Source organism: Azospirillum sp. Sh1, assembly GCF_008365135.1.
Classification (GTDB): Bacteria; Pseudomonadota; Alphaproteobacteria; order Azospirillales; family Azospirillaceae; genus Azospirillum; species Azospirillum oryzae.
This window is the reverse complement of the sequence record NZ_VTTK01000005.1, coordinates 46,450-70,082: the sequence shown is the minus strand read 5'-3', so window position 1 is coordinate 70,082 and position 23,633 is coordinate 46,450. Positions and strand designations below refer to the sequence as shown.

At 69.4% G+C, this 23,633-nt stretch carries 17 protein-coding genes; 9 read left to right on the top strand and 8 right to left on the bottom strand.

Annotated elements, in window-relative coordinates:
* Positions 1-10 precede the first annotated feature (10 nt).
* Positions 11-190: a hypothetical protein gene (locus FZ029_RS07495; protein WP_149268682.1), complete on the bottom strand. Its 180-nt coding sequence runs from the start codon at positions 188-190 to the stop codon at positions 11-13.
* A 30-nt stretch (positions 191-220) separates the two neighbouring features.
* Here FZ029_RS07495 and FZ029_RS07490 point away from each other — a divergent pair, with 30 nt between their 5' ends.
* Positions 221-1,495, top strand: coding sequence for a glycosyltransferase family 4 protein (locus FZ029_RS07490; RefSeq protein ID WP_149268681.1), 1,275 nt, complete (start codon positions 221-223; stop codon positions 1,493-1,495).
* Here FZ029_RS07490 and wbaP read toward each other — a convergent pair.
* Entirely contained in the window at positions 1,489-2,952 is a 1,464-nt protein-coding gene (gene wbaP, locus FZ029_RS07485; protein ID WP_149268680.1) for an undecaprenyl-phosphate galactose phosphotransferase WbaP, read from the bottom strand. The genes FZ029_RS07490 and wbaP overlap by 7 nt on opposite strands.
* Before the next feature lie 321 nt (positions 2,953-3,273).
* Between wbaP and FZ029_RS07480 the strand changes: the two genes are divergently transcribed.
* Together FZ029_RS07480 and FZ029_RS07475 are read left to right on the top strand one after the other, a co-directional pair.
* Entirely contained in the window at positions 3,274-4,677 is a 1,404-nt protein-coding gene (locus FZ029_RS07480; protein ID WP_188051851.1) for an O-antigen ligase family protein, read from the top strand.
* A gap of 20 nt (positions 4,678-4,697) precedes the next feature.
* A complete protein-coding gene (locus FZ029_RS07475; protein WP_188051850.1) occupies positions 4,698-5,591 on the top strand; it encodes an FkbM family methyltransferase in 894 nt (297 codons plus the stop codon).
* Here FZ029_RS07475 and FZ029_RS07470 read toward each other — a convergent pair.
* The 3 genes from FZ029_RS07470 to FZ029_RS07460 all read right to left on the bottom strand — a co-directional run bounded on the left by FZ029_RS07470 (position 5,519) and on the right by FZ029_RS07460 (position 13,428).
* Positions 5,519-8,650 carry a M10 family metallopeptidase C-terminal domain-containing protein gene (locus tag FZ029_RS07470; protein ID WP_149268677.1) on the bottom strand — a complete coding sequence of 1,044 codons (3,132 nt, stop codon included), beginning with the start codon at positions 8,648-8,650 and terminating at the stop codon, positions 5,519-5,521. The two genes, FZ029_RS07475 and FZ029_RS07470, sit on opposite strands and share 73 nt — an antisense overlap.
* A 141-nt stretch (positions 8,651-8,791) precedes the next feature.
* Entirely contained in the window at positions 8,792-11,830 is a 3,039-nt protein-coding gene (locus FZ029_RS07465) for a glycosyltransferase (protein WP_247892189.1), read from the bottom strand.
* A complete protein-coding gene (locus FZ029_RS07460; protein WP_149268676.1) occupies positions 11,827-13,428 on the bottom strand; it encodes a glycosyltransferase in 1,602 nt (533 codons plus the stop codon). The genes FZ029_RS07465 and FZ029_RS07460 overlap by 4 nt, the downstream gene beginning before the upstream one ends.
* A gap of 186 nt (positions 13,429-13,614) precedes the next feature.
* Here FZ029_RS07460 and FZ029_RS07455 point away from each other — a divergent pair, with 186 nt between their 5' ends.
* Complete coding sequence (locus FZ029_RS07455; RefSeq protein ID WP_149268675.1) at positions 13,615-14,958, top strand: tetratricopeptide repeat protein; 1,344 nt, start codon at positions 13,615-13,617, stop codon at positions 14,956-14,958.
* 34 nt (positions 14,959-14,992) lie between these two features.
* Here the strand turns inward: FZ029_RS07455 and FZ029_RS07450 are convergent, their stop codons facing one another.
* On the bottom strand, positions 14,993-15,544 hold the full coding sequence (locus tag FZ029_RS07450) for a hypothetical protein (RefSeq protein WP_246457189.1): 552 nt from the start codon (positions 15,542-15,544) through the stop codon (positions 14,993-14,995).
* Positions 15,545-15,762: 218 nt separating this feature from the next.
* Between FZ029_RS07450 and FZ029_RS07445 the strand changes: the two genes are divergently transcribed.
* Positions 15,763-16,350: an SIS domain-containing protein gene (locus tag FZ029_RS07445; protein WP_149268674.1), complete on the top strand. Its 588-nt coding sequence runs from the start codon at positions 15,763-15,765 to the stop codon at positions 16,348-16,350.
* Between the two features lie 8 nt (positions 16,351-16,358).
* On the top strand, positions 16,359-18,068 hold the full coding sequence (locus FZ029_RS07440; protein WP_149268673.1) for a glycosyltransferase family 41 protein: 1,710 nt from the start codon (positions 16,359-16,361) through the stop codon (positions 18,066-18,068).
* Here FZ029_RS07440 and FZ029_RS07435 read toward each other — a convergent pair.
* Entirely contained in the window at positions 18,047-18,445 is a 399-nt protein-coding gene (locus FZ029_RS07435) for a type II toxin-antitoxin system RelE/ParE family toxin (protein ID WP_149268672.1), read from the bottom strand. The two genes, FZ029_RS07440 and FZ029_RS07435, sit on opposite strands and share 22 nt — an antisense overlap.
* An 8-nt stretch (positions 18,446-18,453) precedes the next feature.
* Positions 18,454-18,705, bottom strand: coding sequence for a type II toxin-antitoxin system ParD family antitoxin (locus FZ029_RS07430; RefSeq protein ID WP_149268671.1), 252 nt, complete (start codon positions 18,703-18,705; stop codon positions 18,454-18,456).
* Positions 18,706-18,909: 204 nt separating this feature from the next.
* On the opposite strand from FZ029_RS07430, the gene FZ029_RS07425 reads away from it, so the two are divergent.
* The 3 genes from FZ029_RS07425 (at position 18,910) to FZ029_RS07415 (ending at position 23,354) form a co-directional block, all read left to right on the top strand.
* Entirely contained in the window at positions 18,910-19,734 is an 825-nt protein-coding gene (locus FZ029_RS07425) for a class I SAM-dependent methyltransferase (protein WP_149268670.1), read from the top strand.
* A gap of 72 nt (positions 19,735-19,806) precedes the next feature.
* Positions 19,807-21,372 carry a tetratricopeptide repeat protein gene (locus FZ029_RS07420; protein ID WP_149268669.1) on the top strand — a complete coding sequence of 522 codons (1,566 nt, stop codon included), beginning with the start codon at positions 19,807-19,809 and terminating at the stop codon, positions 21,370-21,372.
* Positions 21,369-23,354 (top strand): tetratricopeptide repeat protein, encoded by a 1,986-nt coding sequence (locus FZ029_RS07415; RefSeq protein ID WP_149268668.1) that lies wholly within the window; start codon positions 21,369-21,371, stop codon positions 23,352-23,354. The genes FZ029_RS07420 and FZ029_RS07415 overlap by 4 nt, the downstream gene beginning before the upstream one ends.
* Positions 23,355-23,633: the final 279 nt, after the last annotated feature.

Below are 23,633 nucleotides of genomic sequence, written 5' to 3'. Positions count from 1 at the left end.
AAAACGTCCATTATGTTCCGCCCTTTTCCTGATCCGTCATCCCCGCGAAGGCGGGGATCCAGGCTTTACCCCAGGAAACAGCGCGGAATAGCTGGATTCCCGCCTTCGCGGGAATGACGATGGAAAGGCGTTGAATGTTGGCCGACGGGCTTTTCAAACAGGCTCTGAGCGCCAGCATTTCGGGCGGCATCGGACACATCAACCGGGGCGCAGGAAACCGGTGACCCTTCTCCTGGACATTCCGGCATCCGCGACGCTGCCTGCGATGCCGCCCGTCCGCCGTGGCGGACGGCGCATCCTGGTGCATGACTATGCCGGTCACATCTTCCCGCTTCAGCTGAGCCGCTGGCTCGCAGCCGAGGGGAACCAGGTCCTGCACCTCTACGCCTCGGAATCGGAGGCCCCGCGCGGCCGTTTGATGCGGAGCGCCGACGACCCCCCCGGCTTCGCGGTCGAAGGGGTCGGCATCGGCCGGCGGCTGGACAAATACGTCCTGCACCGGCGCTGGCTGCACGATCACGCCTATGGCGGCCATCTGGCCGAACGCATCGCCGCCTTCCGCCCGGACGTCGTCCTGTCGGGCAACACGCCGCCGGCGACTCAGGCACGCCTGCTGAAGCGCCTGAAGCGGGACGGCGTGCCGCTGGTGTACTGGGTGCAGGACATCTTCACCATCGGGGCCGAGGAAATCCTGAAGCGCAAGCCGAGGCCCCTGCGCTGGGCGGCCCTGCGCCTGCTGGAGCGGACGGAGTTCGGCACGATGCGGCAGTCGGCGGGGCTGGTGGTCATTTCGCCGGATTTCCTCCCGACCCTGTCGACCCGCGGGGTCAACCATCCGCACTGCACCGTGGTGGAGAACTGGGCTCCCTACGGCGAGATCAGGCCCCGCCCGAAGGACAACGCCTGGAGCCGGGCGCATGGGCTGAACGACCGTTTCGTGTTCCTGTGCAGCGGCACCCTGGGGATGAAGCACAACCCGGCGCATCTCGCCAATCTGGCGCGTGCCTGGCGGGACGACCCGCGCGTCCGGGTCGTGGTCGTCAGCGAAGGGCTGGGACGCCGCTGGCTGGAGGACGTGAAGGCCGCCGAGGGGCTCGACAACCTCGTCCTGCTGGATTTCCAGCCGGTCGGCCAGCTGTCGGACGTGCTGGCATCGGCGGACGTGCAGGTGCTGCTTCTGGAATCCTATGCGGGGGCGCTGTCCGTCCCGTCCAAGGTGTACAGCTATTTCTGCGCCGGACGGCCGATCCTCGGCGCACTGCCGGCGGCCAACCTGGCGCGCCGGCTGGTGGAGCGCGAGAGGGCCGGCCTCTGCGTCGATGCGGGCGACGACATGGGATTCCTCGCCGCCGCGCGGCGCCTCCACGCCGACTCCGCATTGCGCATGTCCTGTGCGGACCGGCAGGTCGGATACGCGCACCGGACATTCGACATCGACCGGATCGGGCCGCGCTTCCTCGGCGTGCTGGACGACGCCTGCGCCGGGTATCAATAGGCGCCGACGCGCCGCAGCACGACCGGGACGGTCTTGGCCAGGATGGCGATGTCGTGCCACAGGGACCAGTTCCTGACATACCAGGCATCGCTGCGGACCCGCTGATCGTAACTGCTGTCGTTCCGGCCACTCACCTGCCAGAGCCCGGTCATGCCCGGACGCACCTGCAGATAGAAGGCCAGGTCGCGCCCGTATTTGTGAAGCTCGTCCGCCGTCACCGGTCGCGGACCGACGAGGCTCATCTCGCCGCGCAGGATGTTCAGGAGCTGCGGCAGCTCATCCAGGCTGCTGGCCCGCAGAAAGCGTCCGATCCTGGTCACGCGGGGATCGTTCTTCAGCTTGAAGCTGCTCCGCCATTCGGCCAGGACCGCCGGATCGCGCTCCAGCAGCTCGCGCAGGATGCGGTCGCTGTCGCCGACCATGGTGCGGAACTTCAGGCAGGTGAAGGGGCGGCCGTTGCAGCCGATCCGCCGGTGCCCGTACAGAACCGGGCCGCCATCCTTCACGATCAGGGCGGCGAAAACGGCGAACAGCGGCAGAAGCAGCACCATGAGCAGGACCGCCACGACGAAGTCGAAGCAGAACTTCAGCGCGCGGCTCATCGGCTGCGCCAGATTGTTCCGCGCCATCATCATCATGATGTCGTGGCTGAAGAAGTAGAACCGGTCGAATCCGAGCACCGGCAGCCCGCGCAGCGGCGGCACGATGGCGAAGGGCAGTCCTTCGCACACCAGATCGGTGATCAGGTCGCTGTCCTCCACGCATTCGGCGCTGGACAGCGCCAGAACCACCAGCTGCGCCCTGTGCGTTTCATACAGAGCCGCCCAGGAGCGGCCGGTGACGGTGTCGAGCAGGGCCGACAGCGGGACGGTGCCGAGGATGTCGTAGCCGAGGGACGGTTCCGACCGCAGCGCGTAGCTCGCATCGTCGGCCTCCTCGCCGCTGCCGACGATCAGAACCGGGATGCGCCAGCAGCCGCAGGCGTCGAGAAGCGCGGCCACCACCCGGCGGCCCAGCGGAAGGACCGCCGCCGAAACCATCCAGGTCAGGACCAGCCAAAGGCGGGAGAAGTCCGCCTTGAGCGCGAACATCAGGAAGCCGTCGCACAGAAGCATCAGGATGCAGCCGAGGACGATGTGCTTCACCTCGGTCCAGAAAGGCAGGCGCTGACGGTAATGGCCCCGGGTGAGCAGCCAGAGGACCAGACCGATGCCGAACCCGCCGAACTGGATCAGGCGCAGCGCCGTGTCCTCGCCGAACACATCCAGGAACGGCCGCTTCAGGATCCATTCGTTCACGGCCAGCGACGGCAACGCCGCCAAGCCGAACGCGACCAGCAGCATGACTAGGTCGGAGGTCAGGAGCGCGACATGCCGCATTCGGCGCAGGCGGGCCAACTGGACCGGGTAACCCAACGTCTTCAGCATCGGATGAACGGTAGCCTCACGACTGGTCACGCGGGCGCGCCTCGCTGGAATTGGCGGAAGATGAAAAGACTTACTACCTGCAAGGGCATTCCGCGACAAGACTCCTGCTTTGGTGTAAATTAAATTTGACTCAATCTATTTCATTCCTGAAATGTGCGGCGGCATGATTTCTGCCGGTCCCCTCTGGGAAGGCCCGGCAGCCTGCCCAAGAGACTGCGCTTCCTTCGAGCGGCGAAGCACGCCTCCCGGCTAGCCGGTTCCGCCGATGGCGGTAGGCACGGCACCTCCTTTGCGGGTATGATGCGGCGGTCTTGGGAACGATCACGCAGGACTGTTGGAGACTTTGCACACTTGACGGGAAACACGCTGATTTTTCGCCTGCTGATGATCGTCGTCCTGCTTGCGCCCCTCCCGCTGGGCGCCAACCGCCCCTGGGCGTGGAGCATGATGGCCGTGGCGGTCGGGCTTCTGTGCGGGTTCTGGGGAGTGCTGGCCGCGGTCGGGAAGGCACAGGCCCCCTTGTCCTTCCGCCGCCTGTGGCCGGTGGCCGTGCCTTTCGCGATGGTGCTGGCCTGGGCTTGCGCGCAGGCATCCTCCCTGCTTCCCTCGGAACTGTGGCACCCCCTGTGGATGGCGGCGCAGCCGGCATTGGAGGCCGTCGGCGGGGGCGAGGCGGCCGGAATGGTGTCCGCCGATCCGGCGATGACACGCGCGGCGATCCTGCGGCTCGCGACCTATGGCGGCATCTTCTGGCTTGCCGTGCAACTCGCCTGCGACCGGAAGCGCGCAAGGGAGGCGCTGGTCCTGATGGCCGCCGCCAGCACGCTGTACGCCGTCTACGGGCTGGCCGCCTATTTTTCCGGCGCCAAGACCATCCTGTGGATGAGCAAGTGGGCCTACGTCGACGACCTGACCTCGACCTTCGTCAACCGCAACGCCTACGGCGCTTATGCCGGCCTGGGCATGGTGTTCTGCTTCGCGCTGTTCCTGCACGCGCTGCGGCCGTCCTCCCGCCCGAGCGCTCCGCGCGCCTATGAAATGGCGGAGACCTTCCTGGTCCATGCCCTGCCCTATCTGATGGCCCTGGCGATCCTGGGGTCGGCGCTGCTGCTGTCGCATTCGCGCGGCGCCTTCATCAGCACGGGCGCCGCACTGGCCGTTCTCATGATCGCGCTCGTGACCGGCAGGATCGTGCGTCCGCGGACGGGGCTGCTGTCGGCCCTCCTGGTGCTGGGGATGGGCTTCGCCGTCCTGGGCGTGAGCGGCGACAGGATGGTGCAGCGTTTGGCCAACGAGAGCACCCAGGACTATGACGAGGAAAGGCTCAACGCATACCACCTGACGATGCGCGCCATTGAGGACACGCCGCTGACGGGCACCGGGCTCGGCGCCTTCACCCCGACCTTCCGTCTGTACCGCGACGCGTCGCTGCCCCGTGCGGTCGATTGGGATTACGCGCACAATATTCCGCTGGAAATGGCACTGGATCTGGGCCTGCCGGCAGCCGCCCTCTTCTATCTGTGCCTGGCCGTCATCTTCGGGGTGTGCGTGCGCGGGCTGATCGTGCGCCGGCGCGACGGGATCTATCCCGCGGCGGCGCTCGGCGCCGCGACGCTGCTGGGCGCCCATGGACTGGTCGACTTCAGTGCCCAGATGCCGGCCATCGCCGCCATGCTGGCGACGATCCTCGGGATCGGCTACGCGCAGTCCTGGAACACCGCGGACCGCCACCGGAACAGCGGCGAACCGGCATGAGCCGGGTGGGCGGAGCGTCGATGGGCGGTGCATTCTGGCGCAAGGCGCGCAAGCTGGCCCGCCTGCTGGGCAATCCGGCATTCCGCCGCGGCCTGCGCTTCGGCGTGGCGGCGGCCATCGAACACCGCACCATCCTCGGCGCCCTGCCCGTCGCCACCGTCATCGACGTCGGCGCCAACACCGGCCAGTTCTCCCTGCTTGCCGCCTCGCTGTACCGGAACGCCGCCATCCATGCCGTGGAGCCGTTGCCGGCCGCCGCCGCCGTCTTCACCCGCCTGTTCGCGGACAGCGCGCGCGTGCGGCTGCACCGGGTGGCCGCCGGCGCCGGAACGGCAAACGCGCCGCTGCACGTCTCGCGGCGTCATGACTGCTCGTCGCTGCTGCCCATCGCCGGAGGCCAGACGGATTTCGCTCCCGGGTCGGAAGCGGTTGGAACGATCACGGTGCCGGTCCGCCCGCTGGACGAACTGATCGCTCCCGACGACCTCGTCCGCCCCGTCCTGCTGAAGCTGGACGTGCAGGGCGGCGAACTGCAGGCCCTGCAGGGGGCCGGGCGCCTGCTCGCGGCCGTCGACCATGTGTATGTCGAGGTCTCCTTCCTGCCGCTGTACGACGGCCAGCCGCTGGCGCATGCCGTCGTCGAGCATCTTGCCGGGCACGGATTCGGCCTTGCCGGAACCAACCATCCGACCTTCGACCGGGCGGGCCGCTGCGTCCAGGTGGACCTTCTGTTCAGCCGGCTGCCTGCCGCGGCGACGCACCTCCACGGCCGGCCCAGAACGGAGCCCGGCCTGAGGGAAACCGCCCTGACGGAAGCCGATCAGGAGGCGGCAATCGCGCCCTATCCCCCCATCGCGGCGGCCAGCAGCCCGTCGCCCGCCATGGCGAGCCCAGCCGACTGCGGGCGGACATAGCCGATCGGGTTGGGACGGGACTCGTTGCGGCCGTAGGTGATGAAATGGATCAGCGCCTTCTGCTGGTCGCTGCCGAAAGCGGCGCTGAGGTCGGGGTTGGCCATCAGATAGGCGAGCGCGTTGAACCGGGTCGGACGCCCGTCCGCCTGACCGGCGGATTGGTAATGGGCGGTGGCCGCCGCGGTGTCGGTGCCGAAGGTTGCTGCCAGATCCGGATTGGCGGCCAGATAGCTCAGAGCATCGAAACCGGCGGCGTCGCGCCGCGGCGTGTTGCCGTAGAGCACGACATAGAGCTTCACCTGCTGCTCGCTGCCCGCGAAGACGCTCAGCAGGTCCGGGTTGGCCAGCAGATAGTCGTGGGAGTTGAAGCTGGTGCTGCGGTTCTCCAGGCGGCCGAAGCGGATGTAATGCTCCTCCGCCCGTGTGGAATCGTTGCCGAAGCTTGCTGCCAGATCGCGGTTCGCCGCCAGGTAGGAGAGCGCGTCGAAGCTGCTGCTGCGCCCCTCCCGCCGGCCGTAGGACAGGTAATGCCGGGCCGCCTGGGCGGTGTCGGTGCCGAAGCTTGCGGCCAGATCGGGGTTGGCGGCCAGATAGCCCAGGCTGTCGAAGGTGATGCTGCGCCCCTCGACCCGGCCCATGGTCAGGTAATGGCGGGTCGCCGCCACCGGATCCAGACCGAAGGCGGCGGACAGATCGGAATTCGACACCAGATAGCCGAAGGCGTCGAAGCGGGTGCTGCGTCCCTCCCGCTGCCCGAGGGTCAGGTAATGGCGGGTGGCGGCGACGGTGTCGGTGCCGAAGGCGGCGGCCAGATCGCGGTTCGCCGCCAGATAGGCTAGCGGATCGAAGCTGCCGGTCGAGCGCCCCTCGCGCCGGCCGAAGGCGAGATAATGCTGGGTCGCGGCCTTGCGGTCGTAGCCATAGGCGGCGACCACGTCCGGGTTGGCTGCCAGATAGGCCAGCGGATCGAAGGACTGGGGCGCCCGCCCTTCCGCCCGGCCGAAGCGCAGGTAATGCTCGCGCGCGGCCGTCTCGTCGCTGCCGAAGGCGGCGGCGAGATCGGGATTGGAGGCGAGATAGGCCAGCGGATCGAAGCCGGCCATCGTCTCGGCCAGCGGGGTCACCCGCAGGGTCACGGTCTGGCCGCTGACCGCGCCCTGGCTGTCGGTGACGGTGTAGGCGAAGGAGCCCGGCGACGACGGGGTGCCGGATGGCGCCTGATAGGTCAGGCCGGCCAGATCGGCGGTGCCGAGCGTCATCCCGGCGGTGACGGCGGTGCCGTTGGCCAGCCGCAGCGTGCCGGCGGTCGGCAGCCGGGTCAGCGTCACCGTCATGCTATCGCCTTCGTCCGGGTCGCTCGGCCGGTCGATGCCGAGAGCGATGGCCGGCCCGCTTTCCAGGGCGGTCAGGGTCTTGTCGCCCTGGACGGTCGGCGGCCGGTTGGCCGGGCGGGAGGAGACGATGAAACCGATCCAGCGGCTCCACGCCACGCCGTTGTAGGCGCGCACCGACAGCTCGTCGAGACTGGTCAGGGAGGACGCGGCGAAGGTGACGCCGGCGAAGGCGGCGGCGCTCAGCGAGACCACGGCGCCGGTTCCTTGAGCCACCCCGCCGACCATGATGGAGCCGGCGCCGCTGGTGTTGTCGACCAGCTCATATTGGGTGACGAGGCCGCCGGCCGGATCGGTCGCCGTCACCAGGCTGGCGATGGTGATCGAGGAGCCGATGGAAACCCGGCCGGCCTTGGCAGTGACCGCCGGGGGCGTCAGGCTGATCCGGGTGTCGGCGAACAGGGCGAATTCGACGTCGGTCAGCGTGTCGGTGCCCTCGCCGCCGCCAGAAATGGTGGCGCCGTCGGCGGTGACGGTGACGGTATAGGAGGAGCGGCTGCCGTTGTAGACCGCGGTGTCGCTGCCGCCGTTGCCCTGCAGCGTGTCGTCGCCGGCCCCGCCGGTCAGCGTGTCGGAGCCCTCGCCGCCGATCAGCAGGTTGTTGGCGGAATTGCCGATCAGGATGTCGTTGCCGCTGCCGCCGATGGCGTTCTCGATGGTGACGCCGGCGGCGACCGCCACATTGCCCACCGCCAGCCCGCCCGAGCCGTTGGGACCGATGGAGCTGAAGGCGCCGGGGGTCAGGTCGATGGTGACGGCGGACGCCTGCCCGCCGGCGTCGATGCTGTCGGTGCCGCCGGTATCCCAGATGGCTTGGCTGACGGCCACGGTGTTGCTGCCGAAGGCATAGCGGTCGTCGCCGATGCGGGTGTCGGTGTTGGCGCCGTACAGGTACTGGGCCGCCGCGATGTCGTACAGCGCCGGTCCCGTCGCCAGCCCGCTCAACCCCAGGCTGGGGTGCCGGTTGTAGGACATCAGCGTGTAGCGGTAATTGTCCTCGGTCGAGGACAGGTAGGGCGGCTCGCCCCCGCCGCCGGTGGCGTTGTAGTTGCCGGGATGCTTCAGCCCGATGGCGTGCCCGATCTCGTGCAGGATGGTCAGGTAGCCGTAGGTACCCGGCGTCGGGCTGGTGTTGGTCGAGGTGTTGTTGGCGAGATAGATGTCGCCGCCGCCGTCATAGAGCGACCCTGTCGGATAATAGGCGTAGGCGGCGCTGGAGCTTTGCCGGTTGGTGCCGATGCGGATCGACCCGCCCTGCCCGCTGTTGGCGCTGTCGGAGGTTTCGACGAAGAAGATGTTGGCGACCGAACTCCAGGCGGCGAAGGCTTGGCGCACCGCGTCGCGCTGCGTGGCGGACAGCGGCGCGAAGCCGGTGGTGTCCGAACCGGAGGCGTAGGACGGCGCCTGCTCCATGAAGCTGTAGGTGACCGTCGCCCCGCTGCCGACCCCGCCGCTGCCCCAGCGCGGCGTTCCCGTCGCCAGCAGGGCCTGGACGGTGGACGAGGCGGCGCCCTGCGGCAGCGCGCCTTGCGACGTTCCGTCCAACCCTGCGGCGATGGGCGCGGCACTCCAGTCGCCGCCCCAGCTTGTTGCGTTGCACAGCAGGCAGGAACAGGCGGGCACGGCACCGGCCGGAGCGTCTGACGGGTCTGGGAGAATGGTGGTCATGGCCGCAAGGGAATCCGCGCCGCGGGCTGCGGCTCCGCCACTCTACAACCTTTCATCCCCCAATCGAAAGGGGAGGGGAGCCCGGACCTTTTTTCTCCACCGGCCAATGGACCGCGGACGACGCGCTGCGGTTCCCTCCGCTCATTCCTTCTGCGCGATCAGTTCCTCGAAGACCACCTCGATGCGGTCGACGGAGCGGGCGACGGTGAAGTCGCGGGCACGGTCGCGGCCGGACAGGGCCATGCGCAGCCAGGCGGCGCGGTCCCCGACCAGGCTGCGCAGGCGGTCGGCGAGCGCCTCGTGGTCTTCCGCCTTGAACAGCAGGCCGTCGACGCCGTCGCGCAGCACCTCGCCGCTGCCGCCGGTGCCGCTGCCGATCACGGTCAGGCCGGCGGCCATCGCCTCCACCTGCGAGATGCCGAAGGGCTCCTGGAAGACGCTGGGGAAGACCAGGACGTTGCAGCGGGCGAACAGGTCGGACAGGCCGCGGCGATCGAGGAAGCCGGTGAAGCGCACCTTGCCGGCCATGCCGTTGCGCTCCACGAAGTCGCGGCAGCGGGCCGCGAGGTCGGCGTCCGGCGCCTCCCCGGCGAAGGTGCAGTCGAAGTCGACGCCCTCGCGGTGCAGGAGCCCCAGCGCGTTGACCAGCGTCTGCGGCCCCTTGTAGTTGACGAACAGGCTGGCGAAGGCGATGCGCAGCCGGTCGAACGAAGGCATCACCGCGCGGTGGAAGTAATCGACGCGGGCGCCGGGATGGATCACCGTGGCGGGCAGGCCGTAGCCGCCGGCCGCCAGCCGCTCCGCCACCCAGCCGCTGGCCGGCCCGGCGCGGTAGAGCGGGGAGCGGGGGGCCGCCTCCGGCGCGTAGCCGGGATGCTGGTTGCCCAGGCAATGCAGAACCGGGACGCCCATCTGCCGGGTCAGCGGGTCGAGGAACTCGGTCGCCAGCATGTCGAGGTTGCCGACCAGACAGGCGTCGGCGCGGAAGTCGCGGGCGGTCTCCAGCACGCGGCGGATGTTGGCGCGGATCAGGGCGGCGCAGTGGGCCGGGTCGTCGTGGGTGAAGGCGCGCCCGCCCCGCCAATAGCCGTAGAGGGTCAGCGAACGGTCGACATGCGCCTCGATGTCCTCGGTCCCGGCGATGCCCGGACGGGAGAGGTCGGGCATGTCGGCGGTCAGCACCTTCACCGTGTGGCCGCGGCGGATCAGCTCGGCCGAGAACTCCCACAGCTTGCGGCCGTAGCCGCCGAACTCCTGCGGCGGGAACAGGTTGGTGACCACCAGGATGCGGCGGGGCCGACCGGTCGAAGGCGCCGCCGCCTGCCGGAACAGCGCGCGGTAACGCTCCAGCCCCGGATGGTCGCCGGCCGAAGCGGCAAGCGCGGCCTCGTCGAGGTCCGGGGCCGGATCGGCCGGGCCGGCAAGCCGGGCGGCACGGCAGGCCTCGCCGAGATAGATGGCGGCCTCCACCGGGCGCCCACCCGCCGCGCACAGGCGGGCCAGCCCGGCGAGCGCATCCGGCTGCTGGCGGTCCAGCCCGACGGCGCGCAGCAGGAACCGCTCCGTCAGGCCATTCTCGCCGAAGCGGGCGGCCAGCCGGGCGACGCCGATGAACTGTTCGGCGGTCCGCAGCATCGGCTCCAGCGCCGCGAGGCGGGCATGCCGCAGCTCCGGCGCCAGTTCCGCCGCCAGGACCGGGTCGGACAGCGAGCGGCCGGCATAGCGCAGGGCGTCGGCGCACTGGAACAGGATGCCGCCGGGTTCGGTCGGCACGAAACCCCAGCCGGCCAGATGGGCGGCTGCCGCGGCATGGTCGCGCGACGACAGGGTGGGACAGAGGACGGAGGCGCCGGGCAGCCGGGCCATCCGCCGGTCGGTCTCCGCCCGGTCGGGCCAGGGCAGCAGCGTCACCGCCTCGTCCCGCACCCGGTCGGCGGATGGCGGCAGCGGCAGGGCAACCGGTTCGGAACCCGCGTCCGGATCCGCGAAGACCACGCGGGGCAGGTCACGGGCCATGGCCCGCAGGTCGGCTGCGAAGCCGCGTCCAGTTTCGTCCTGCCCGTCTGCGTGGACGGTCAGCCGCGACGCCGTCAGTTGCAGCCGCTGCAGCGCCTCATAGGCGGCGAGGCGGCGGCGGAAACCGACGCTCCGGGCCGGCAGCGGCGCCAGCCCGCGCCGCTCCCCGCGGACCTCCAGCGCCGGATCGACACGGTCGTCGAACACGGCGGCGAAGAACTGGGCGCGCTTGACCTGCGGGCTGTGGAATTCCAGCAGATGCGCCTGGCCTGCCCGGCGGATCGCCATCGCCTCGTCCGGGTGGTCGAGATAATGGCGCACCAGCTCCACCAGCTCGTCGGGCGAGCGGTATGTCGCGAGATGGCGGCCGGGGGTGAAGCAGCGCTCCAGTCCGGCATCGGGCGACAGCGCGTCGGTGACGAGGAAGCCGCCGGCGCCCAGCGCCTCGAAGACGCGCAGGTTGAGGTCGCCGTTCAGCGAAACGTTCAGCGTGACCTGCGAGGCGGCATAGACGTCGGCCGCCCTCTCCGGCTCGGCCCGCATGCCCAGCAGCGGCAGCCCGGCTGCGCTCAGCCGCTCCAGCACATGGCGGCGCCAGGGATGGAAGGCGCCGATCTGCCCGACGAAGGTGAGCGGGCGGTCGGGGGCCGGGGGAATGTCGCGCCGTCGCAGCGCGTAATCCACCGCCGGGACCCAATAGACCCGCTCGAACCCCGCCTCCAGGAAGAGATAAGCGTGCTGGCGGGTATGGTCGAGCATCACCGCATCGAAGTCCTCCATCGCGCCATAGGCCAGCAGGCTGCGCAAGGGAGCGGCGAAGTGATGGGTGTCGCCGACCAGCAGCACCTTGGTGCCCGGCAGCCGGTCCAGCCCGCGGGGAAGGTTGCGCCGGGTGGCATCGGCCTTCACCACGATCAGTTCCGGACGCTGGTGCGCCGGCAGCCGGGCGACGACGGCCGTCAGATCATATTCGCCGGGCGGGGTGTTCAGCGAGGCGAAGCCGTCGCCCGTCTCCACCGTCGGACAGTCGGGCCCGCAGAACACCTCCCGCTCCGAGAACAGCGGCCGGCGGTAGTATTCAGGCGGGGCCAGGCAGCAGAAGAGCGTGACCGGGTCCGGCAGGCGGAGGCCGGGGTTGGATGGGGTGGGAGCGGAGACGGTCACAGCGCGTCCAGCTCCCGCAGCAGGGCGATCAGCCGGCGGGTCGCGGCCTGCCAGCTGAAATGCTCCAGCAGATGGGCCTGGGCCGAGCGGCGGGTGCCGGCGGGGTCGTCGATGACCGCGCGCAGCAGCCGGGCGGCCTCGTCCTCGTCGGGGCTCCACCAGCTCTGGCCGGCATAGGCGCCGATGCCGGGGGTGACGGCGCTGGGGATCATGTGCGCCACCCGCCCGTCCAGATAGGCATGGTAGGCGCTGTGGTCGGGCGCCAGCAGGGTCAGCCCCATCGCCCCGGCCTGGGCCATCGGCAGGTCCCAGCCCTCGCCGTGCGACATGCTCCAGTAATGGGTCGAGGCGGCATGGAGCGACATCATCGCCGCATCCGACAGCTTGCCCTCCACCAGGAAGATGGGCGCCACCTGCGTCAGCGGCCGCCCGACCTGCGCCGCCACCTGTTTCAGCAACTCGCCGACTCTGTTGGCGATCCCGCCACCCTTGCCGGGTTTCAACAGCAGGGCGGCCGGGTCCTCCCGCCGCGTCGCCCGCACCCAAACGCGGAGAAGCCCGTCCAGGTTCTTGCGGTCGTTGAAGTCGGAGACGTTCAGGATGCGGACCGGGTAATCGGCGAAGCGGCGGCCCATATGGTCGGTGATGACGGTGGGAGTGATGCCGCCGGGATCGATGTCATCCACCCCGGCGGGGCAGATGTGGATGCGGTCATGCGGGTGGCCGCCACGCAGCCAGGCCGTACGCGAGGAGTCGGTGGCGACCAGGACATGGTCGTGGCGCCGGCCGAGCGCCGTCCACAGAGGCGGGATGTCGACTCCCTCGAACATGCTGAAATTGATGGTTTTCAGCCCGGGAATACACTCCACTGCCGGCGGTGTGGTGATGGACAGCACCGCCTTTGCCCGCACCGGACGGTCGAGGGAGAGCAGCAGCGGGTCGATCGCGTCGTCCGGAAGATTGTCCCCGTGGCCATAGTTCAGGTCGACCAGCCGGACGGTGATCCCGGCCGCCACCAGTTCCTGGACGAAGCGGCGCACGAGATAGGCATAGCCGCTGCTGTCGCGGAACACCCCGCGGACGACCAGCCCCGGCGGCAGGGATGGGTCGGCCGCATCGTCGCGGATGCTGCGGGCGGTGGCGCAGCGCTCCAGGGCACAACGCAGCGTTACCGCAGAGGCACCGCCGCCGGATTCCATCGCGGTCGCCCGGCGCAGCAGCCGCTCGGCCTCGTCGATCCGCCCGCAGGCGAGCGCGTCGGTCCCCAGGCGCGTCAGGGTGGGGAGACAGTCCGGCTCCGACACCAGCTTGCGGCGGAAATGCGCCATGGCCTCGTCCAGCCGGCCCATGGCCATCAAGGTGCCGGCTTGGTTGATCAAGGCGCTGGGGTGGTCCGGCTGCAGCCGCAGCGCGCGGGCCACGATCGTCGCCCCATGCCGCTGGTCGGAGCGGCGCTTCAGCAGTCCCAGCAGATGAAGGGCATCCATATGGGCCGGATCGATGACCAGGATGAGGCGATAGAGCCTCGCCGCCAAATCGACGTCGCCGGCCTGATGCAGAGCGGCGGCCCGGATCAGGATGTCTTGTATCGAGGTCATGCGCGGGTGCTGTTCCGGAACCGGAGAATAGACGGGCGGGAGGCGGGTCGGGCATCCGGATCGGGGGAGCCGGAAGGCGGAGGAAGATCGGTGAAATCGCTGAGGCTTGCAACAAGGCAGCTTGACCCTCCGGCTGATGCGAGTGCAAGTCAGGGCAACCGCGCCCTCCTTTCCGGGTACCCTTTTATGGCCGCCTCCGCCGAAATCGCCGCCCCCATCCAGATCGAAACCCTGCCTGGACAGCGGATGGCGGTACCCGATGCCGTCCAGCAGGCGCTCACCTATTGCAATTCGGGTTGGCTCGACATCAGCACCATGATCTGCGAGCGCATCCTGGCCGCCGATCCCGGAAACGCCCACGCCTTGCTGATCCAGGGCATAGCGACCTGCAAGAACCGCGAGCCGGCGAGAGCCGTGCCGATCCTGGCGGAGGCGCTGCGCCGCGATCCGGGCTCGGTCGATACGCTCTATCATCTGGGGCAGGCATTGCTGCTGTGCGGGCATTTCGACCGGGCGGAAGTGGCCTTCGACTGCGCCATCCAGGCGCGCTCCGACTATGCCGAGGCGATGGCCGGTCTGGCCGAGGTGCGCCGGGCCAGGGGCGACGCCGACGGCGCCTATGAGCTGCTGCAGCGCTCGATCGCGTTGAAGGGCAACTATTCGCCCTCCTACATCGCCTATTCGCTGATGCGCTTCGACCGCTCGCTGCCGCCGGGGGACGGGCCCGGCTGGAACCGGCGGCGGGAGGCCCGGCGCGACCGCCCCTGCCTGACCATGGCCTCGCTCGGCTCCTATGGGCGCTTCGCCCAGACGGTGAACGAGTATGTCGCCGTCCGCCTCTATGCCGAGAAATACGGGATGGAGTTCCTGACCCCCGACTGGGTCGGGCATGCCTTCTTCTCGCTCGACGATCCGCGGCTGGACCCGTCGGTGCTGCCGGAATTCCAGGGCTGGCTGCAGCAGCGCAAGGATTTCGCCCGCGGCTTCGACGAACCGGCGTCCGATCCCTTCCGCGACCGCGACCTGTTCCTGGGCGGCTCTCCGGTCAACCCGATGCTGAAGAAGCGGCAGGCTGACATCCTGTCCTGGCTGACCCCGCGCCCCTGCTGGGACCGTTTCCTGGAACCGCCGGTGGAGGCCCTGCGCCGCCGCGGCCGCACGCTGGTCGCCGTGCACATCCGCCAGACCGACTGGTGGAACCAGGACTACACGCCGCTGTCGCTCTATCTGGACTGGCTGGACGGGCTGTGGCCGACGCTGGAGGACCCGGTGCTGTTCGTCGCCACCGACGAGCCAAGCGTGGTCCCCGAATTCGCCCGTTTCAACCCGACCACCCCGGCCGACTTCCCGGTGCGCTGGGAGGGGCTGGAGTATCTGCAGGATTTCCACGTGATGACGCGGGCCGACATCCTGGCGATCAGCACGGGATCCTTCGCCGCCACCGCCGCCGCCCTGAACCCCTCCCCCCGCCTGCTGCTCCACCCGGCCGAGGGCAACCGCGGGCTGGTGCCGTTCGAGGCCTGGCGGTAGGGGGCGTGGCGGCAGGGAGATAAAGCGCCGCGCCTCACTCCGCCGTTTCCGGCGGCTTGGCGGTCTCGTTGCCCGTCCCCCGCGTCGGGTTGCGCATCGGGTTCTTGGGATCGAACAGGCCCAGGCGCTGCAGGGTCTGGGCGAAGCCTTCGGTCAGCATGGTGATGCGGTCGCTGATCTCGGCGATCTCGCGGGCCGAGATGACCGGGGCGTCGGCGGAGATGCGGCCGTGGGCGCGGTAATTCAGGCGGATGGCGACATCGTCGGTCTCACCCTGGATCCAGGAACCGTGCAGGATCTTGTTGCGCTCGCGCCCCAGTTCCAGCGCCTCGTCGCAGCGGGCGACCAGGGCCTTGGCCTCGTCCGGGGGAAGCCGCAGGCCGGCGATGGCCTTCAGCGCGTCGAAACGGGCCTTGACCTGCATGTTGGAGGCGATGGGCAGGAATTCGGTGTGATCGGTGCCGAGCAGCCGGGAGATGCACAGCGACACCATGTCCTCGAGCTGTGCCCAGGACACGGCGATCATGCCGATCGCGCAGTACATCTTCACGCTGAGGGGGCCCAGCCGGACCGTCCGCGTCGTCATTGGCCACCCTTGGCATTCCGCCCCGCCGCCGGGGCACGGGACCGAAAATAAGCGTTCCGCGCGGTATGGGAAAGCGGTCATTGCGCGGCTGGCAGTTGACAGGCCCCCGCGATCCATAGGATGCACTGCCCGCTGCATACGGCGCGCAGCGCCTCTCCGCTTCCACCGCCGCTTTCTCTACCGCCGCGCACCATCGGTCACGCAAAGGTATTCCGCCCATGGCCACCCAGGACACCTCCGCCCCCTCGCTGCACGGCTGCCTCACCGCCGCCATCGACGTCCTGCGGCGCACCATGGACAGTCTCGACCCGGCCCGGGTCGAGGCGGCGGTCGCGGCGGTCACGGCGGCGCTCGGCGCCAACAAGGCGCTGCTGGTCTGCGGCAACGGCGGATCGGCGTCGGACGCCCAGCACATCACCGGCGAACTGGTCGGCCGCTTCCTGAAGGAGCGGCGCGGACTGAAGGCGATCTGCCTCAGCTCCAACGCGGCCGTCCTGACCGCCTGGAGCAACGACTACTCCTATGACAGCGTCTTCGCCCGCCAGACCGAGGCCTATGGCGAGCCGGGCGGCGTCCTGCTGGGCATCTCCACCAGCGGCAACTCGCGCAACGTCATCGCCGCCTTCGAGGTGGCGAAGCGGCTGGGCATGACCACCATCGCCATGACCGGCGAGGGCGGCGGCAAGATGGCGGACTTGAGCGACATCCTGCTCGACGTGCCGTCGCGCTCCACCCCGCTGATCCAGCAGGTCCACATCTGCCTCTACCATTACCTGTGCGAACAGGTCGAAGCCCGGCTGGCCTGAACCCGTCCATGGACCCGTCTACCCTGGCAACCCTGGATGCGCTGAAGCGCCGCGCGCTGGAGGCCTTCACCGCCGGGCGGCTGGAGGAGGCCGTGGCTCTCTACCGCGACCTGCTGGCGGAGGACGGCACGGCCGCCGACCTGTGGAACAACCTGGGCGTCCTCCTGTCCGAGCTGAAACGTCCTGCCGAGGCGGCGGCGGCGCTGCGCATCGCCCTGGCGCTGCGGCCGGATTACGACAAGCCCTGGGTCGGGCTGGGCAGCGAAGCCTTCGGCGGCGACCGGCTGGAGGAGACGGTGCGCTGCTGGACCCGGGCGATCCGGCTGGAGCCGCGGCAGGGCGCCGGGCTGTGGTTCAACCTGGGCGTGGTCCGGCAGATGCGCGGCGAGGCGGCCGAAGCCGCCGCCGTCTTCGGCCGGGCCGAGGCGCTGATGCCCGACGACCCGCGCGTCGCCAGCCAGCGGCTGCTGTGCCTCAACTACCTCGACCTGTCCGGCGAGCGCCTGCTGGCCGAACACCGGCGCTTCGATGACCGTTTCGGCAACAGGGCCGACGATGACCGGCCGTCCTCCATCCCGCATGCCAACCGTCCCGATCCGGAAAAGCGGCTGCGGATCGGCTATCTGTCGGTCGAGTTCCGCGAACATCTGGGCGCCTATTTCCTGACGCCCCTGTTCGAGGCGGCCGACCGCAGCCGGTTCGACATCGTCTGCTATTCGATCCTGCCGGACGTCCACGCCGATGCCTACACCGCCCGCTTCAAGGCGCAGGCGGACGGCTGGCGCAATGTCGGCCATCTGGACGACGAGGGGCTGGCGGCGCAGATCCGCGCCGACGGCATCGACATCCTGGTCGACCTCGCCGGCCATTCCGGGCTGAACCGGCTGCCGATGCTGGCGCGGCGCCCGGCACCGGTGCAGGTGACGTGGCTGGGCTATCCCAACGGCACCGGCATGGCCTCGGTCGATTACCGCATCGTCGATCCGGTCAGCGACCCGATCGGCCCCACCGACGGCCATGCGGTGGAAACGCTGGTCCGGCTGCCCGCCCCCTTCCTGTGCTTCCACCCGCCGGCCTCCGCCCCGCCGGTGGTGCCGCTGCCGGCCGGCGCGACCGGAGCCGTCACCTTCGGGTCCTTCAACAAGCTGTCGAAGATCACCGACGGCACCGTTGCGCTGTGGGCCGAGGTTCTGCGCCGGGTGCCCGACGCGCGCCTGCTGCTGAAGGACCGGCCGCTGTCCGATCCCGGCACCGCCGCCATGCTTCGGGCGCGCTTCGCCGCCGTCGGCATCGACCCGGCCCGGCTCGACCTCGTCGGCTTCATCAAGGATGGCGCCGGACATCTGGCCGCCTACAACCGCATCGACATCGCGCTGGACCCGCACCCCTACAACGGCACCATCACCACCTGCGACACGCTGTGGATGGGGGCGCCGCTGGTGACGCTGGCGGGCGGGCGCCATGCCGCCCGCGTCGGCGCCAGCCTGATGACCGCCATCGGCCTGCCAGAGCTGGTCGCCGCCACTCCCGACCGCTACGCCGCCATCGCGGCGGAACTGGCCGGCGACCTCACCCGCCTGATGCGGCTGCGCATGGGCATGCGCGAGCGGGTGCGGGCATCGGCGCTGTGCGACGAGAGGCGCTTCATGCGCAACCTGGAGACCGCCTACCGGCTGATGTGGCGGCGCTGGTGCGATCAGCGGCGGTCGGACAGCTGATCCGTTTCCAGGGCGGAGCCTGCGGCGGGATCGGGGGCCTCGGCCAAATGGCGGGCTGGCTCCATGCTTTCATGCAGCAGCCGCAGGATGATGACCCTGGCCGGTCCGTCCGACGGACGTTCGACGGCATAGTACAGGAAATGGGAGGCGGCACCCCGCCGGCCCGCCGCCGTTTCGAGATGGAAGGCCCGAAGCCCCGGAACGACGGTCCCCCGGTCACGCGAGCCACCGCGGCCGGGATCCTCGGCGACCATCGTCACCGCCTTCGCGATCAGGCGCTTATAGGCTTCGCGCTGGTGCGTTCCGAACCGCTCCAGCGTTTCCCTCAACGCCATCCTGAAATCCTGCTTCGCCGCGTCGGTTACACGGTAGGCCATCCCCGCCCTCACACGTCGATCCCGTCGAGGATGTCGTTTATGGGCCGGTCGTCCAGGCGGCCCTGCCTCCAATCGTCGAAGCCGACCGTGACGGCCCGCCGAAGCATCTCCAGCTTTTCCTGTTCCGCCGCCTTTTCACGGTGCAGCAGGCGCAACGCATCCCTGACGACCTCGCTTTGCGATGCATATCCGCCGTCGGCAACCTGACGCTCGACGAAGCTGGCAAGGGTCTCAGGAAGGCTGACGTTCATGGTGGGCATGGAAGCTCTCCAGCTCTTCATCATTCAGGCCGGTGCATTTGGCAGGCTGGTATGTTTGGCAAAATTTGTCAACATGGGTGTCTTCTTGCCAAGCCCCTCTCCATTGGCCCTTTGCCCCCTGCTTGACAAGCGCGCCCCCCGGCTTCTACCGATAGCGCCGTCCTCCCGCTCCACCCTTCCCCATCACCACACCGGACCGCCGCGATGAGCGAAGCGCCGCCCTCTTCCCCCGCCCCCGACACCGCATCCGCGGTGCACAGCGGGTCGGCCGACCGCTTCGGCTATGAATGGGGCCGCTATGCCGAGCTGAAGGACATCTATCAGGAGCAGTTCCGCCGCTGGACGCCCTTCATGGCGCCGGAGGACTGGCGCGGTCTGACCTTCGTCGACGTCGGCTGCGGCATGGGACGCAACAGCCACTGGCCGATGAGCTACGGTGCAGCCGGCGGGCTGGCCATCGACATCGACGAGCGCAGCCTGGCGTCGGCCCGCACGACGCTGGCGCCGCATCCGGCGATGGAGGTGCGCCGCCAGAGCGCCTATGAGCTGAACGAGGTCGAACGTTTCGATCTCGCCTTCTCCATCGGCGTCATCCACCATCTGGCCCATCCGGAAACGGCGCTCGCCAACATGGTGCGCGCGGTGAAGCCCGGCGGCCGGGTGATGATCTGGGTCTATGGCCGCGAGAACAACGGCTGGATCGTCCGCTTCGCCGACCCGCTGCGCAAGGCGCTGTTCAGCCGCCTGCCGATCGGGCTGGTGCATGCGCTGTCCCTGCCGCCGACCGCGATCCTGTGGCTGGCCCTTCGGCTGGGGCTGGACCGGCTGGAATATTTCCGCCTGATCCGCCGCTTCGACTTCGCGCATCTGCGCTCCATCGTCTTCGACCAGATGCTGCCGAAGATCGCCAATTACTGGCGCCGCGACGAGGTGGAGGCGCTGATGAAGGGGGCCGGTCTGGAAGACGTGCGGCTTGCCTGGGTCAACGAGATCTCCTGGGCGGCGATCGGCCGCAAGCCGCGGGAATAGTCCCGCGGAGACTGAACAGGGCAGCCCTTTATTGCCGCCAACCGGGCTCTTGGGGTAAGAAGCCGCGGTTCCATGCGGCGGATCCATCCGTGCGGCAGGCAGTCGGGCGAAGCGTTGGGGGTTGCCATTTCCGAGTTCTCACCGGCCTTCGTCGAGGCCTTCAACGGCGGCGCCGTCCTGTTCCAGGCCGGCCGCTTCGACGAGGCGGCCGAAACCTTCCGCCGGCTGGCCGATGAACGTCCCGACATCGCCAACCTGCACGGCAACCTCGGCCTGTCGCTGCGCGCCGCCGGCCGGCCGGTCGAGGCGATGGAGCCGCTGCGCCAGGCGCTGCGCCTGCGCCCCGCCTATCCGGACGCGCTGAACGCGCTGGGCGGCATTCTCCTCGACCAGCGCAACCTCGACCATGCGCTGGTCGCCTTCCGCGAACTGGCGCGGCTGAAGCCGGACTATCCGGGCGCGCTGCTGACGCTCGGCAACCTGTTCATGTTCACCGGCGACGGGGAAAAGGCACGCGCCGTCTACCGGCTGGCGCTGAGCGTCGAGCCGGACGTGGCGGTCAACTACAACAACCTGGGTGCGGTCAGCCTCAGCCTCGGCCATCCGCCGGATGCGGCGCTGAACTATCGGCGCGCGCTCGCCATCGATGTCGGCAAGCCGGAATACCGCAAGAATCTCGGCACCTGCCTGCTGATGGCCGGCGACTATCCCAACGGCACCGTCGCCTATGAGGGCCGGCTGGAACAGCCGGTCTGGCGCAAGCGCAACATGCCGGGCGTCCTGTGGCAGGGCCAGCCGCTGGCGGGCAAGACCCTGCTGGTCCATTTCGAGCAGGGGCTGGGCGATTCCTTCCAGTACATCCGCTATGCCGGCGTGCTGAAGCGCATGGGCGCGCGGGTGCTCTACGAATGCCAGCCGGCGCTGAAGCGCGTGCTGTCGACCGCCCCCGACCTGGACGGGCTGTTCGCCTTCGGCGAGCCGCTGCCGGCCTATGATTACTACATCTCGCTGATGAGCCTGATGCACCGGCTGGGCACCACCCCGGACAATGTTCCCGGCGGCGTGCCCTATATCCGGGCCGAACCGGAACTGGCGGCCCGCTGGGCGGAGCGGCTGGACCGGCTGGAAGGCGGCGAGCGCCCGGCCTTGCGCGTCGGCATCAATTGGCACGGCAACGAGACCGGCAAGTCGATCCCGCTGGAGTGCTTCGAGGCGATGGGCCGGCTGCCCGGCGTCCGGCTCTACAGCCTGCAGAAGGTGTCGGGCCTGGACCATCTGGAGCGGCTGCGCGACCGGGTGGCGGTGACGGAGCTGGGGGCCGATTTCGATGCCGGGCCGGACGCCTTCCTCGACACCGCGGCGGTGATGGCCAACCTGGATCTGGTCATCACCTGCGACACCTCGGTCTGCCACCTTGCCGGCGCCATGGGGCGGCCGACCTGGGTGGTGCTGAAATGGTTCGCCGACTGGCGCTGGATGCGCGACCGGCTCGACAGCCCCTGGTATCCGACCATGCGCCTGTTCCGTCAGGCCAAGCAAGGCGACTGGGCCGAGGTGATGGCCAGGGTGACGGCGGCGGCGGAGGAAGTGGTGGCGGCGGACGTTGCCGCAAAGTCCGCCGGGAGGACCGCGCGATGACGCTGAACGAGGCGGTGCGGCTGGCGCTGGAGCATTTCCGGGCCGGCCGGATGGCGGAGGCCGAGGGGCTGTGCCGGGCCATCCTGCAGGCGGCCCCCGGCATGGGGGAGGTCGCCCAGCTGCTGGGCGTGACGGTGATGATGCAGAACCGTCCGCAGGAGGCGGAGGCGATCCTGCGCCAGTCGATCGCCATGCGGCCGGATCTGGCCGACAGCCACGGCAATCTCGGCACCGTGCTGCAGTCGCTGGGCCGCATGGGCGAGGCGTTGGCGGCGCACGACCGCTGCGTCCAGCTGTCGCCCACCACGCCGGAAGCCTATGTCAACCGCGGTTCCGCCCGGCTGACGCTGGGCGACCGCAACGGGGCGGCGACCGACTTCGCCCGCGCGTTGCGGCTGCGGCCCGTCGATGCGCTCGCCGCCGCCAATCTCGGCGTCGCCCTGCGCGAAAGCCATCGGGTGGCGGAGGCGGACCGCGCGTTGCGCCGGGCGCTGGTCGCCGATCCCGGCCATGCCGAGGCGATGCTGGGCTATGCCCACACCCTGCGCGAGCTGGGGCGGCTGGGTCAGGCGAAGACCGCCTACACCCGCGCGGTGGCGCTGTCGCCGGCCAAGACCGAGGCGCTGTGCTACCACCTGTACCTGATGCAGACGCTGTGCGACTGGGACGATTACGACCGGCTCTGCGTCCGGGTGTCGGAGATCATCGACCAGGACGGCGGCATCGTCATCCCGCTGGCCACCCTGTCGATCGACACCACCCCCGCCCAACAGGACCGCTCCGCCCGCCTGTTCTTCGACCGGGTGGTCAAGCGCGCCGCAGCAGCCCCCTTGCAGGCGCGGGCGCCGTCGCCCGGCGGGCGGCTGCGCATCGCCTATGTCTCCGCCGACTTCCACGAGCATGCCACCGCCTTCCTGGCGGCCGAACTGTTCGAGCTGCATGACCGCGACCGGTTCGAGGTGCTGGCCTATTCCTACGGCCCCGACGACGGCAGCGCCATGCGCGGACGGCTGGTGAAGGCCTTCGACCGCTTCCGCGACATCCGCAGCGTGCCGCTGGACGCCGTCGCCCGCTGCATGGCCGACGACGGGGTCGACATCATGGTCGACCTGAAGGGCTACACGAAGCAGACCCGGCTCGACCTGCTGTCGCGCCGGCTGGCGCCGGTCGAGGTCAGTTACCTGGGCTATCCCGGCACCATCGGCTGTCCGCACATGGACTATGTGATCGGCGACCGCTTCGTCACCCCGCCGGAGCACCAGCCCTTCTATGCCGAGCGGCTGGTGCTGCTGCCCGACGCCTACCAGATCAACGACCGCCACCGCCCGCTGCCGGAGCAGGTGCCGTCGCGCGGCCAGTGCGGCCTGCCGGACGACGGCGTCGTCTTCGCCGCCTTCAACACCGCCTACAAGATCAGCCCGGCCATGTTCGCCCTGTGGATGCGCATCCTGAAGCGCGTGCCGGGATCGGTGCTGTGGCTGTTCGAGGCCAACCCGCTGGCCGCCGGAAACCTGAAGGCCGCGGCATCGGCCCAGGGCGTCGACCCGGCCCGGCTGGTCTTCGCCCCGCCCCGTCCGCTGGCCGACCACATCGCCCGCTACCGCGTCGCAGACCTGGCGCTCGACACCCTGCCCTACACCGGCCACACCACCACCAGCGACGCGCTGTGGGCCGGTTGCCCGGTGGTGACCTGCCTGGGCGGGACCTTCGCCTCGCGGGTGGCGGCCAGCCTGCTGAGCGCGGCGGGGCTGCCCGACACCATCACCCGCTCGCTGGCGGAGTACGAGGATCTGGCGGTGGCGCTCGCCGGCGATCCCGCCCGCCGGGCCGGCTTCCGCAAGCGGCTGGAGGACGGACGGATGACGGCGCCGCTGTTCGACAGCCGCCGCTTCACCCGCAACCTGGAGCGCGCCTATCAGGTCATGTGGTCGCTGCACAGTGCCGGCCGCCCGCCCCAGGGCTTCATCGTTCCCGCCGGCTGAAGAGGCCGGCTGAAGGAACCGGGAGTGAAGGAGGGCCGGGAATGAGAAGTCTCACCCGTCCCCCGTCCCCATGTCCGCTTCGCGATTCATACTCAAGTATGCGCAAACCCTTCTCACGCCTGTTTCAAACCTGCAATACACAACGAAAGGCCTAACCCGGTTCCTATGCTTTTTGCTACCATGCACATTAGGGGTATCCCTTTGCTGGTACAGCCAATTAGATGTCAATACTTTCTTTGCTTTCTAATCTTTCAGAGTCTGTCTTTGTCCCACCGATTT

Coding starts and splice junctions, on each gene's coding strand:
- FZ029_RS07495 (WP_149268682.1), bottom strand. CDS start 190: ATGCCGCCCGAAATGCTGGCGCTCAGAGCCTGTTTGAAAAGCCCGTCG.
- FZ029_RS07475 (WP_188051850.1), top strand. CDS start 4,698: ATGGGCGGTGCATTCTGGCGCAAGGCGCGCAAGCTGGCCCGCCTGCTG.
- FZ029_RS07470 (WP_149268677.1), bottom strand. CDS start 8,650: ATGACCACCATTCTCCCAGACCCGTCAGACGCTCCGGCCGGTGCCGTG.
- FZ029_RS07460 (WP_149268676.1), bottom strand. CDS start 13,428: ATGACCTCGATACAAGACATCCTGATCCGGGCCGCCGCTCTGCATCAG.
- FZ029_RS07455 (WP_149268675.1), top strand. CDS start 13,615: ATGGCCGCCTCCGCCGAAATCGCCGCCCCCATCCAGATCGAAACCCTG.
- FZ029_RS07450 (WP_246457189.1), bottom strand. CDS start 15,544: ATGACGACGCGGACGGTCCGGCTGGGCCCCCTCAGCGTGAAGATGTAC.
- FZ029_RS07445 (WP_149268674.1), top strand. CDS start 15,763: ATGGCCACCCAGGACACCTCCGCCCCCTCGCTGCACGGCTGCCTCACC.
- FZ029_RS07440 (WP_149268673.1), top strand. CDS start 16,359: ATGGACCCGTCTACCCTGGCAACCCTGGATGCGCTGAAGCGCCGCGCG.
- FZ029_RS07435 (WP_149268672.1), bottom strand. CDS start 18,445: ATGGCCTACCGTGTAACCGACGCGGCGAAGCAGGATTTCAGGATGGCG.
- FZ029_RS07430 (WP_149268671.1), bottom strand. CDS start 18,705: ATGCCCACCATGAACGTCAGCCTTCCTGAGACCCTTGCCAGCTTCGTC.
- FZ029_RS07425 (WP_149268670.1), top strand. CDS start 18,910: ATGAGCGAAGCGCCGCCCTCTTCCCCCGCCCCCGACACCGCATCCGCG.
- FZ029_RS07420 (WP_149268669.1), top strand. CDS start 19,807: ATGCGGCGGATCCATCCGTGCGGCAGGCAGTCGGGCGAAGCGTTGGGG.
- FZ029_RS07415 (WP_149268668.1), top strand. CDS start 21,369: ATGACGCTGAACGAGGCGGTGCGGCTGGCGCTGGAGCATTTCCGGGCC.